This is a genomic window from Virgibacillus proomii (assembly GCF_900162615.1).
GTDB classification, from domain to species: domain Bacteria; phylum Bacillota; class Bacilli; order Bacillales; family Amphibacillaceae; genus Virgibacillus; species Virgibacillus proomii.
Map to the genome: position 1 here is coordinate 437,560 of NZ_FUFN01000010.1, position 13,125 is coordinate 450,684.

Annotated in this window: 8 protein-coding genes; 2 read left to right on the plus strand and 6 right to left on the minus strand. The window is 35.4% G+C overall.

What is annotated here, in order from left to right; translation table 11 throughout:
• Positions 1-716: 716 nt before the first annotated feature.
• Both BN1066_RS10035 and BN1066_RS10040 read left to right on the plus strand, forming a co-directional pair.
• Positions 717-1,568 carry a VOC family protein gene (locus BN1066_RS10035; RefSeq protein WP_077319308.1) on the plus strand — a complete coding sequence of 284 codons (852 nt, stop codon included), beginning with the start codon at positions 717-719 and terminating at the stop codon, positions 1,566-1,568.
• A 579-nt stretch (positions 1,569-2,147) separates the two neighbouring features.
• The gene (locus BN1066_RS10040; protein ID WP_077319309.1) at positions 2,148-3,101 is read left to right on the plus strand and encodes a calcium/sodium antiporter; all 954 of its coding nucleotides are present in this window, start codon (positions 2,148-2,150) and stop codon (positions 3,099-3,101) included.
• Between the two features lie 1,089 nt (positions 3,102-4,190).
• On the opposite strand, the gene BN1066_RS10045 is transcribed toward BN1066_RS10040, so the two are convergent.
• The 6 genes from BN1066_RS10045 to treP all read right to left on the minus strand — a co-directional run bounded on the left by BN1066_RS10045 (position 4,191) and on the right by treP (position 12,801).
• Entirely contained in the window at positions 4,191-4,796 is a 606-nt protein-coding gene (locus BN1066_RS10045; RefSeq protein ID WP_077319310.1) for an alpha/beta hydrolase, read from the minus strand.
• Positions 4,797-4,808: 12 nt separating this feature from the next.
• The gene (locus tag BN1066_RS10050) at positions 4,809-5,231 is read right to left on the minus strand and encodes a MarR family winged helix-turn-helix transcriptional regulator (RefSeq protein ID WP_077319311.1); all 423 of its coding nucleotides are present in this window, start codon (positions 5,229-5,231) and stop codon (positions 4,809-4,811) included.
• Positions 5,232-5,692: 461 nt separating this feature from the next.
• On the minus strand, positions 5,693-7,273 hold the full coding sequence (locus BN1066_RS10055) for a Vga family ABC-F type ribosomal protection protein (RefSeq protein WP_077319312.1): 1,581 nt from the start codon (positions 7,271-7,273) through the stop codon (positions 5,693-5,695).
• 847 nt (positions 7,274-8,120) lie between these two features.
• The gene (gene treR / locus BN1066_RS10060) at positions 8,121-8,828 is read right to left on the minus strand and encodes a trehalose operon repressor (protein ID WP_077319313.1); all 708 of its coding nucleotides are present in this window, start codon (positions 8,826-8,828) and stop codon (positions 8,121-8,123) included.
• A gap of 130 nt (positions 8,829-8,958) precedes the next feature.
• Positions 8,959-10,623, minus strand: coding sequence for an alpha,alpha-phosphotrehalase (gene treC / locus BN1066_RS10065; RefSeq protein WP_077319314.1), 1,665 nt, complete (start codon positions 10,621-10,623; stop codon positions 8,959-8,961).
• A 270-nt stretch (positions 10,624-10,893) separates the two neighbouring features.
• Positions 10,894-12,801 (minus strand): PTS system trehalose-specific EIIBC component, encoded by a 1,908-nt coding sequence (treP, locus tag BN1066_RS10070; protein ID WP_077319315.1) that lies wholly within the window; start codon positions 12,799-12,801, stop codon positions 10,894-10,896.
• Positions 12,802-13,125: the final 324 nt, after the last annotated feature.

Consider the following 13,125-nt stretch of genomic DNA (forward strand, 5'->3'; position numbering starts at 1 on the left):
CTCCTTTGATTTATAGTTCGTTTACATATCAAGAGAGTTATGATTTTTTGCATTTAGAAGAAAAGTATAAGTACAGAATTGGATGACTTGGTAAAGTTTTATCCCGAATATAAGGCACCTTGAGGCTTCCACTTCAAGAGTTGTAGACGATACATAGAAGTCTAAATGGGAGATAACGGCACCTAAATTCTCGATTCGTTCGGGTCAACAAGACAAAGAAAGCTATGTCAGCGATGCATCGCAGTTTTTCTAGGAGAGGGTATGCTTCGATAGCGTCCGCACAGAAAAAGTGTACTTCTTTTTCAAGGATGTCCGAGATTCTAGTCTTTATTCTAACTCTATCAATAGGGGATGGACGAAAACTCCTATTGAATAAGTTTACCTTTTCAAGTTTTCAATGTAATAAATTAGGTTTCTACTCTAGGTAAGCTTCCATTCATTATTCCTTACCCGTATTTGTTGTTTTAAAAGCATAATCTTTATTGGTTTACTTATAAATTAATTAAATTACTGTAATTGAATTTATAAACTCAATATTGCTATCCATTTTACTATTAATTTTTAAAAATTCAATAAGATAATTATATTGACATAGGAAGTATTAATAACTATAATTACTTACAATTAATAAGTGTATATAAAAAAGTAACCTAATCAAAATATATTGGATCGTTAAATATAATGGCAAACTGTCAACTAAAGAGGAGGAATCATCAATGGAGAAGAAGTTTTTTAAAAATCCAGTCACATACGTTGGGGAAGTTCAGTTACATGTTACAAGATTGAAAGAATCCCTTTCGTTTTATCAGGATATTATTGGCTTTTCTGTCCTTGAAAAATCAAACCGAAAAGTAGTGCTAACAGCAGATGGGATAACGCCTTTACTTACCATTGAACAACCCGAGAATATGGTAAGTAAGCAAATGGGAAGAACGGGGTTGTATCATTTTGCTATCTTATTACCAAGTCGGAAGGATTTAGCATCTTTTCTAAAACACTGTGTCCAATATAATATTCCATTCGGTTCTGCTGACCATGCTGTTAGTGAAGCCTTATATTTATCTGATCCGGATGGAAATGGCATCGAAGTATATCATGATCGACCTTCAACAGAGTGGAACTGGGTTCATGATCAAGTAACCATGGTAACAGAATCATTAGATATAAATGGAATACTAGCCGAAACAAGTGATCATTGGACAAAGCTTCCAAAGGAAACAATTATAGGGCATATCCATTTACATGTAGCCAATTTGCAGGAAGCAAAAAAGTTTTATGTAGATGGTCTCGGCTTATCGATTGTATCCCAATATCCCGGAGCACTCTTTATGGCAGCTGGAAATTATCATCACCATATTGCAATTAATAGTTGGAATGGAGAAGGAATTTCAGCACCAGATCAACATAGTGCAGGCTTGGGGTGGTTTAGCTTCATTATGCCAGATAATCAAGCCATTGAGACAGCAAAGAAATGCTTAGTAGAACTTAAAGTACCAATTAACAGTAGAGATGATTATCTCGAAGTGGCAGATCCTTCAGGTAACACGATTCATCTGAAAACAGAATAGTTAAGTAGAACATTTGCACTTAATTTTTTGCAAATGTTTTTTATTATTTAGGAAAATATATTCGTTTCTGTGTTAACTTTTTTGAAAATTAGCGTCGTCTAGCTTAAGTGTTTCAAGCGATTTGCTTCCCTATGTTGTTTTAATTCCTCCTCTGGCAGCAACGGCTTCCCCGTCGGATTTCCAGTGCTTGCCAAGCTGGTTAAAACGCTTTTATATTCTATTTCATGAAGAAGAACAAGTTTTTATTAGGTTTCTTGAGCTTCTTTCGTTTTTTATCTAAAAAGTTATTTGGATGAGGAGATACAGTTTTACTCCATTTGAATAAATGTAAATAAAATTTTAACAAATATGTTTACATTTTTTGATACTTTCTTTAATGTTAACACGTACTATAAATATATTTTTTAAAATTGGGTATATCAAAAGAACAAGTTTCTAATTTGTAGAGTGTACTTTCAATAATAGTTAGGGAAACGAAGAATAGGGCATAGTATGGAGTATTGTTTATGCAATTACATATATTTCGTTGATGATAATATCCGGTTTTTAACAAAATAATAATCAAAAGGGAGATGAATCATGGCATATTTACTATTAATTTTCGGTTTTGCCTTATTAATTAAAGGAGCAGATTTCTTTGTTGACGGTTCTTCCAATATTGCCAGATTGTTAAGAATTCCCCCTATATTAATTGGGTTAACGATTGTAGCATTTGGTACTAGTTCTCCGGAAGCTACAGTAAGTATTATTGCTGCTATGCAAGGCACAGCCGATGTTTCGATTGGTAATGTTGTTGGTAGTAATATTTTTAATTTAACCCTTGTTGTAGGGCTAGCTACAATTTTATTTCCAATTAAAGTGCAAAATGAAACGATTCGTAAAGAAATTCCATTTACATTGCTGGCGAGTATTGCTTTGCTTGTTCTAATTAGTGATACGTTTTTAGAGGAATTTAACATAAATTACATATCTCGAAGTGATGGGTTAATCTTTTTACTGTTTTTCTCCGTTTTCATGTACTATGTTATCGAGGTAGCTTTAAAAAGCAGACAAGTCTCGGTGAAAGAAGATGTTCCAAGTGATATTCAATGGGGAAAAAATATTTTTATCACAGTACTTGGACTAGCCGGTATTATCATTGGCGGACAAATGGTAGTTGATAATGGAAAAGAAATTGCCTATGCTTGGGGAATGAGTGAGGCACTTGTAGGCTTGACGATCATTGCGATTGGAACCTCCCTTCCAGAGTTAGTTACATCGATTGCTGCTGCTTTGAAGAAGGAAAGTGAAATCGCATTGGGAAATATTGTAGGGAGTAATATCTTTAATATATTATTTGTTTTGGGAGTTTCTGCGGTAATAAGTCCGCTTCAGGTAAATAGCAAAGTTATCACGGATATTATTTTGATGATTGTGCTAACAGTCTTATTGCTTATCTTTTCACGAACTAACTACAAAGTTGGAAAAGCGGAAGGCTTCATCCTTGTTATAGGTTATATTTTGTATTTAACTTATATTATTATTCGAAATTAAAAAAGTGGAGCGTTGTTTTAAGCAACTCTAGATATACGGAGAAATTTCAAATATGTTATTATACAATACAAACTGCATAAGAATTAGCAATCAGCAATAAGACGCTTGGGGGTTTCTTTCCAAGCGTCTTTCATCATGCGGTTATTTGTATTTAACTTTGTTTCCTAATGTAATGTATGGAAACTTCATATGTTCCTCATTTTTTAAAAAGAATAAAACTTATTTACCATTAAAACATCGGTTAGTATACCTTTTTCCACTGTTTTTTGTAATTGCCAATGATTTTTCAGGATGGATACCTTTTTATCCCGAATATAGCTGGTAGTTAGACTTGTTCTTCCATGCTACGAAGTGAAAAGAAAAGTGTGAGACCTAACTGTAAATGAAATATCCGATTCTGTTCAGAGGATTAGGTCCCCCCTTGCGGTACTAACAACGGTGTGGGGGATAAAAAACTTTATTTCCTATAAGGAGCCGTAAAAATGAATGTCGAACGCCAAGAGGGTCGGGTGTAGTGCGTTTGTCAATTCCTTAATGCTCACTTTATTCCGCTTACCATTGACAATCTAAAATAAAAAGGAATAATGAACCAAAATGTATGGTACTTATTCCTACCCACTACTTAAACATTAAAGTAAATATATCTTTTAAAAAAAGTGAAACGAAATTGAACACGCCATAAAAAAATAAATACATGATCAGGAATACGAATGCATCCTTTTTACTAAAAGAAAAAGAGATCTCGTATTGATCCATATTACCACCTCGTCTTATTTAAGATACACCAGATTCTTATATCCTTACAAGCATTCTTTATGGCTTATTTTTTTCTGACTTTTAGAGTTGTATGATACACAGAAGTCTAAGTGGGAACGACATCTAAATTCCCGATTCGCTAAACTAACAATCAGTAGGAGATGGAGGAAAACTCCTACTGAATGAAGATTCACGTTATGATTGTAGTAAAATGAATCACCTTTTTCCATCTATACGATCACAGAAAGATTCCTAAATCCATATAAAGATTCTCTTCCGCTTTTCTTAAATCGGAGTTCTACTAGAATGGTGATTATAATTTATTAACCCATCCTAGTTAAGCTGTCGATACCATTTAGCTGCTTCCTGTACTTCTCTTAATGTCAATTGATGCCCGCTATTTTCCCAATGTAAATGTACATTTGCTGAAGCATCCTGTAACAACTGTTTAAGATCTTCTGATTCTTGAGCAGGGCAAATAGGATCATTTGTTCCTGCTGCAATAAATACATCGACTTTAGATAAATCAGGTAACTCAATGCCGCGTCTTGGAACCATTGGATGATGCAAAATCGCTCCCCGCAGGGCATCCTGATGGTGAAATAATAAGCTTGCAGCAATATTTGCACCATTAGAATAACCAATGGCAAATATGTGATCACGAGCAAAGTTATATGTTACAGCGGCTTCATTTAGGAAATTAAGTAATTCTTCTGTTCGAAATACTAAATCTTCTTCATCAAAAATACCTTCGGCTAAGCGTCTAAAAAAACGGGGCATTCCATTTTCGAGTATATTTCCTCGTACACTAAGAATATTAGCTCCCGCATCAATTTCAGTTGCAAGCGGTATTAGATCCCGTTCGGTCCCTCCAGTACCGTGTAGTAACAGGAAAGTCGGTTTCGATTGGTCACTTCCTCGCTGAAAAATATGTTTCATCCTGTTCCTCCTTTAAGCTCGTTTTCCTACCGTTTTTAAAACATTTATCACGGTCTGTTTTTGTTGATCACTAATGCCAGCAAACAAGTCTTCCATTATTTTCTGATGCTTTGGAAAAATTTCATCCATTAATTTTTTTCCTTCATTTGTAATATCGATATAGACAACACGCCGATCTTCTTGACAATGTTGTCTTTTTAATAATCCTTTCTGTTCTAATTTGTCAATAACATATGTAATAGAACCAGTTTTAATCAGGACACTTTCCGATATTTCCCGAACCGTTTGCTTTCCCTTATGATACAGGGTTTCAAGAATAGTAAATTCAGATGTTTTCATTCCGTAGTTTTTTATATCCTGCATCATTCGTTCTTGTAGTGCTTTTGAGGCTTTGACTAAGACGACAAAAGCCTTTAATGAAAGATTCTCTTGCATCATCGTTCCACCTTGTTTGTATTGAATTAATATATTCTTAATTAAATATAATCTATTCTGTTTAGGCTGTCAAAGTATATGAAATACCGGCGGAGAAAGGCATAGAACAGGGAAAAGCTGAAACGTTAATTTTTACCTTCATGTTTCTACCCATAGAAAATGGTTAATGGTGCCGTTGATTTTACGTATATTTTTATACATTACTTTTAAGAGTTAACCCTTACCCCTTTTTTAAGGCTGAATGAAAAGATGATATTGCTTAGTTTAGGTGCAATATCATCTTTCTTACATCATTAGCCCGCATGTAACTGGCAGTAAGACCTGCCCTTCCATGCGGAGGTGAAATCTTGGACGATACGTGGTCCAACTGCAAGTCAAATGCCCGACTCTGTTTACCCGATTCTGTTTATTCTAATAATCAGTGGGGGATAAAAGCCCCCCCACTGATGCAAGACAATGTATCATTCTCTTTGCATTTTTAAGTTTCTTTTTTGCTTCAACAGTTCTTGAAATTCTTCTTCCAGTTTATCAGAAGGCTCTATACTTAATTTGCTCAGCACTTCGGTAAGCTTCGTTTCGACTACGATTAATTGTTGTTCGATCATGTCTTCCTGTGGTTTAGAGAAGTCATTTTTATAGGCGTCATAAGACCCTTCAAACACAGTGATCTTTTTATTCCCTCCGAAGGCAATCAAGCGATTTGCAATGGTTTTAATAAATCTCCGGTCATGGGAAACAAACAATACGGTTCCTTCATAATTTACAAGCAGTTCTTCTAAAGCTTCTACTGCCTCAATATCAAGAAAATTTGTCGGCTCATCAAGAATGAGTGTATTAATATCACTAACAAATAATTTAGCAAATGCTACTTTTACCCGTTCTCCTCCGCTTAGAACGTTTACATGTTTATAAACATCGTCTCTGTGAAAATGCAGTCTTGCTAGTACCGTTCGAATCAGTGTTTCATTTTGACTGGATGTGTTGCTTACATTCTCTAAAATTGTTTTGTTCGTTTCAAGTATATCTAAATTTTGGCTAAAGTAGCCGACTTTCATTGCTGGAGCATGACGAACTTGATCATTCTCTTGCATCAGGTTTTTGATTAATGTTGTCTTGCCGCTGCCATTAGGTCCAATAATGGCAATTTTATCTCCACCTTTAACATGGAAGCTAACGGGATTCCATAGGAGACGTTGACTAATGACTCCCTTTAGATCTTCTACCCGTAGAAGAGTTCTTCCGTGTAGTTTGTCTGCATATGGCAAGTTCATCTTGACTGGTGGCGTTTCCTTTACTTTTTCTACCTGTTCCAGCTTTTCCAGTCTTGTTTCGATCGCTTTAGCTGCTTTTCGTAATTTCTTTTGTTTATTTGCAAAATAAGGCCTGGCACCTGTAATTTTTGCTTCTGAACTGCTTGTTTGCTTTGGTTTCTTTGTTGCTCGTTGTGCTTTTTGCTCTTTTAATTGAAGCGCTTGTTCTAATTGTGTTTTCTTGGCTATATAATTTTCATAAGCCTGTTGCTGCTGATTTAGCTGCATGTTCTTCTGTTCCTGATAATGAGAGTAATTTCCTTTATATTCCGTTACATAGCCATCTTCCAGTTCCCATATCGTTGTACACAATGCATCAAGAAACTCACGATCATGGGAAACAATAATTAGTGCGCCTTTCCATTTTTTTAGCTGTGTTTCTAATTTTTCAATGTGCCATGTATCCAAATTCGTTGTTGGTTCATCTGCTAATAAGATATCTGCCTGGTTAGCTAGGGCTCTGTTAATATATTCTTGAGTTACTTCGCCACCACTTTTTGTCGTAATCATACGTTTCAATTGTGGAACTAATTCGATTGTTCCATGGGTTATAATTTTTCCCGTTTCCGGTACAGTTTCTTTTGCAAGAATTTGTAACAATGTTGTTTTTCCACTGCCGTTTTTCCCAACCAAACCAATACGATTTCCTTTATGGACAGCTAGTGATTCGATTTCAATTAATTTTCGATCTTTTATATAGTGAATTAAATTTCTCGCTTCTAATAAACGCATACGTTCATCTCCTCATATAGGCTGAAAACTTGGCTATTACCAAGTGATTAGGTGTAAGAGGCTTCATTGCATGTTTAATTATTGTCGTCTTTTTTTATACATTGTAGATAACTTTTTGAAAAGTATCTTCGTCGCCTCAAGTGCTTAAGCGACTAGCAAACTTGAAACTGCTTCCTACGATAAGTTAACATCGGCTCAATACTAAATGAAGACCGACTAAAACGGGCTTACCGTCGACATATGCCTGATTTATTGGCATGTTCTGTCTCAAATGTAAGGAGACGTTTCAAAAATCTGCTTATTATTTTGAAGACTTTATAAGAGAAATGGCTCCTAGATCCATTCCTTCAAAGGCTTTTAGGAAATCCCCTTGTAGACTGACATTCCGTGTAAAAAGCACGGAATGAAGTTTTCGCTTTACCTTGTCAAAAGTTCTTCCGTTTGTACGTTGCACCCCTGAGCGCTTCTAGCTTTTGTTTTTTTACATACAAAAAAGCCTCCTATTCATCCCAGAATAGGAGGCATCGTAGATAAGTATGGTTAAAGATACGTATTCCATTATGCCACTTAGTCTATTTACACAATATAGATGTAAAGAGAGTAGTACATAAAAGAATAAAGATCGTTACCAATTACATCGAGCATCATCCTATTCTGAAATGTTCATAAGTTGCATGCAAGAATAAACAGATCAATATCTGTTGTTATTGCCGCTTCCTTATCCATTTATTTCAGTAAATAGGATTAATAAATCATGTAATTGGGTCACCCTTTCCGTTATTATTAGTACCATTATATAGAAAATAATTGCTATTGTCTATCCACTTAAGCTTATAGGACAAGATTTTTAATTAATTCTTCTTGCAAAGTCTACAAACTTAAATTTATCGGGTCGATGTCGAGATTCCGTAAATTGAAATAGTCTCGCATCCTCTAAGTAAACTAAACTTTTGATCACAACAGTATTCGTATGGTGTTTTAAATCCAATAATTTCCTGTCTTGTTTAGTTGGTTCTTCAACGGTAATTTCTTTTTGAGCAAAGCTAATGGAAAGACCAAGTTCATGCTCAATATAATCGTAAATAGATCGCTCGCATGTTTCTATACGAGGCATAGGAATAATCGATTCGATAAAATAATCTTTGTCTAAAATGACATTTTCTCCATCAATCGTTCTTACGCGAATAACGTTCCAAATTTTGTCCTTTGTATTGATTGTTTTATATATGGGACTGGAACGTTTTACTTCTTCCATCTGAATCACTGTTGTTTTAGCATCTAAGTTTAATTTTTTTGCTAATTCTTTAAAGCTGACAATTCCTGAGACTGGAAAATCAAGTCGTGGACGGTCAATAACAATCGACCCTTTTCCCCGTATTTTTTGAATATAGCCATGCTGTGATAATAAATGTAATGCTTTTCGAATCGTTTCTCTCGATGTTTGATAAATTTCGGCTAAGTCGTTTTCGGAAGGGAGTAAGGAAGATGTTGGTAACATATCGTTATTAATCTGTTCAACTAAATCATGATAAATCATTAAATATTTCTTTTGCATCGTTATAACCTCTTTATTTACGATAATAGGCAGCAAGCTCCATTATGATATGGATAACGAAAAAGAGCTAGACTGCCTTTTACAAGGTTGACGGCATGAGACAAAATAGATTCAACCAGAAAATATTGAATCAGTTATTTATTAAATAATAAATAATGGACTCATAAGGTCGTAATGGTATGGTGCCTAATTTAGAAGGCGAATCAGAATAATTGGACAGAAGAATAATCGCTTTTTCATTCCGTAAATCATCAATAGTAATTTCCGTATCCGTATCATAAAAATTGCTTATTACGACTAAGCTTTCATTCTGCCAATTTCGTGAATATGCAAAAACATTTAGATGATGGATATCGATCATCTTAAAGTCTCCATAAGTAATGATATCATATTTTTTTCGTAAAGAAATTAGTTTCTGATAATGTTTAAAGATAGAGTTCGGTTTTTCCATCATCTTTTTAGCATTAATCGTTTTGTAGTCCTGTGCTAAAGGAATCCAAGGTGTACCAGTTGTAAATCCGGCATTTTTCGTTGATGACCATTGCATAGGCGTTCGAGCATTATCTCTAGATTTTTGCTGAAGAATTTTAATAATAGCTGTTTCTGATTTACCTTCTTTCTTTAACTGCTTATAAGCATTTAATGATTCTACATCACGATATTGGTTGATGGAAGTAAACCCGGCATTTTTCATTCCCAACTCTTCTCCTTGATAAATATAAGGAGTACCTTGCATCATATGCAGGGTTGTAGCAAGCATTTTTGCTGATTCAGCATGATATTCCCCGTCATTTCCGAAACGGGAGACAATCCTGGGTTGGTCATGATTACACCAAAATAATGCATTCCATCCACCACCTTCGTACATGCCGACTTGCCAATTATTAAGAATTTCCTTTAATTGGATAAAGTTAAAAGGAGCTGTTGTCCACTTTTTCCCGTTTGGATAATCGACCTTCAAATGGTGGAATTGAAAGGTCATATTTAATTCTTGGCGGTCACGCCTAGTATAGAGAATACAATTATCCAATGAAGTTGATGACATTTCGCCAACTGTCATCATATCGTTTGGTTCAAACACTGTTTGATTTAATTCATGTAAAAATTCATGAATTCTCGGTCCATCTGTATAAAATCTCCGTCCATCTCCTTGGTCATCATTAGGAAAACACTGGTCTTTGGAAATTAAATTGATCACATCAAGGCGGAAACCATCGATTCCTTTGTTTGCCCAAAATTGTATCATTTCATATATTTTTTCCCGGACTTGAGGATTTTCCCAGTTTAAGTCAGCTTGTGTTTTATCAAATAGATGTAAATAATATTGATCTGTTTTTTTATGATATTCCCAAGCAGAGCCACCAAATTTAGATAACCAGTTATTTGGTGGACCGCCATTTACTGGATCTTTCCAAATGTAGAAATCACGATATGGGTTATCTTTAGATTTAGCTGCTTCTTTAAACCAGATATGGTCTGTTGAAGTATGGTTAATAACTAGATCCATAATGAGCTTCATATGGCGATGGTGAACCTCTGTTAACAATTCTTCAAAATCATTCATCGTTCCATAAAGCGGATCAATCGCATAGTAGTTACTAATATCATATCCATTATCTTTTTGTGGTGATTGATAGACAGGAGTGAGCCAAAGAACATCTACTCCTAATTCCTTAAGGTAATCAAGCTTTTGGATAATGCCTTGTAAGTCACCTATGCCATTTCCAGTTGTATCAAAAAAACTCTTTGGATAAATCTGATAAACTACAGCTTGTTTCCACCAAGCTTCATTCATGTTAACACCTCATTAGCTGTTTTTTTCGCATCTAAGGTGCCGTAAGACCCTATTTCAAGGAAATACGAAGAACTCTAAGTGAGAGATCACGGCACCCAATGCAACTTGGTAGGTTATTCCATGGTATTAAGAAAGTTTCAACGTTTTAAGTGTAAAATGAAGTCAACCCTAATTTCTTCGGTAATCGTACTTTGTGCACATTACAGTAAAGTTCTTTCTCTCTTTATGCAGAGTTTGTACGTTGACCAATCGCTAGTGTTTTTAAAAAAGCTATCCGAGTAATCTATGCTTGCGGAGAGCTATAATATACGTAATGACAAAAGGCACAATGATAACAATGACCATTCCGATAATAAAGGAGAACCAATGTTCTGGAATAATGGAAAATATTCCCGGCAAACCACCTACACCGATAGAAGTGGCTAGTACCTTTTGCATGGTGATAAACGCTCCAGCAATAGAGGATCCGACAATAGCAGCAATAAATGGATATTTAAAACGCAAGTTCACTCCAAACATTGCTGGTTCCGTAATACCGAGCCATGCGGATATTCCGGATGTTCCCGCAAGTCCTTTTAACTTATCATCTTTTGCTGCAAGCATCATTGCAAAAGCAGCTGCTCCTTGGGCGATATTGGATAACGCCAGGATTGGCCATAGAAACGTAGAGTTAGTGCTGCCGATTAATTGTAAATCAACGGCAAGGAAAGTGTGGTGCATTCCTGTAATAACCATTGGCGCATACAGAGCTCCATACACGAAGCCACCAACTACCGCGTAATGATCAAACAATGCTACTAACCCATCTGTAATCCAATTTCCAATGGTAAAGGTAATTGGTCCAATAATAATAAAAGTTAAGAATCCAGTTACTAGTAATGCGACAGGTGCTACAACAAGCAATTGAATAGAATCCCATACGCGCTTCCGTAAGAATAGTTCAATTTTCGCCAGTACCCAAGATGCAAATAATACAGGTAATACTTGACCTTGATAACCAATTTTATTTACTTCCAGTCCGAATAAATTCCATGTTGGCACCGTTCCTTCTTTTAAAGCTGCACCATATTCCCATGCATTGAGTAAAGCTGGATGTACAAGGATTAACCCAAGCACAACGCCTAATAATTCGCTGCCACCAAATCGTTTCATTGCTGACCAGCCAATTAAAGCAGGTAAAAATGTAAGTGCTGTATTTGCAATGATATTAATCATATCAGCAATACCCGCCCATTGTGGGTACATTTCAATAACAGCTTGATCCCCAAAAATTCCAGGATTAGCTAAAATGTTATTGATCCCCATCAAGAGGCCTGCTGTTACAATAGCAGGCAAAATAGGAATAAAAATATCTGCAAGAACTTTAACCCCTCGTTGTAAGACGTTTTGTTTCTTTCCGCCAGCTGCCTTTACTTCCTCCTTGGAAGCTTGACGAATTCCGGTTTTTTCTACCATTGCTTGGTATATTTTATCAACGGTTCCTTGACCAATGACAACTTGAAATTGACCATTTGTTGTAAATGACCCTTTTACTACATTTATATTTTCCAATGCGGATTGGTCTACTTTGTTTTCATCTTTTAATGCAAACCGAAGTCTCGTGACACAGTGTGTAGCTGCCTGTATATTGTCTACGCCACCAATTGCTTTGACAATAGCTTCTGCTTCTTTTGCAAACTGGATTGTTGACTCCATCTGCTTACTTTGTGTAACTTGTTTTGTTACGGATAAGATAACGTCTTCGGTTTTTGTAACGGTGTTTATCGTTCTATCTTCTATCTTCCACACATCTCGATTTGTAATTATAATCGGTGTGATTAAATTAAACCCTTTTTCTCTTAATCCATTGATATCGAAAGTGATTAATGTATCACCCGTATTTATTTGATCACCCTGTTTAACAAAAGCGTCAAATCCTTCTCCGTTCAACGAAACCGTTTCAAGACCGATATGAATAAGCAATTCTATCCCAGTATCACTTCGTAATCCAATAGCATGTTTCGTCGGGAAAAGCTGTATGACCTTTCCAGAAAAAGGAGCTACGACCTTTCCTGTAGTTGGCTCAATGGCTATGCCATCTCCCATCATTTTTTGTGAAAATGTTGGATCTGGAACTTTTTCTAATTGTAAAACGCTTCCGCTAATGGGTGCATAAATTTTTTGATTTCCAATACCCATTGGATATCCTCCTCTTTAAGCTTCTTAATATAGGATTAACCAAAATAAACATGTATATACAAGTCAATTTTAGTATAACTTGTATATACATGTTTTGCAAGCGTTGCCTTTTATGGTGGTTAAAGATGGTTTATTTCAAAAATTAAGAAATTAAATTCGAGGATTTGGTAGTATTCAATTAAATTTGGAACGGTACTTATCTAAGATAAATGGGGTAGATGGAAGGATGAGAACTAAATGGGGTTGCGAAAAAGTATATAAAAGGGGGGAAGAATACAGATGATTTTATATCAGGGACAACAAATAGGTAATGTAAAATTGCAA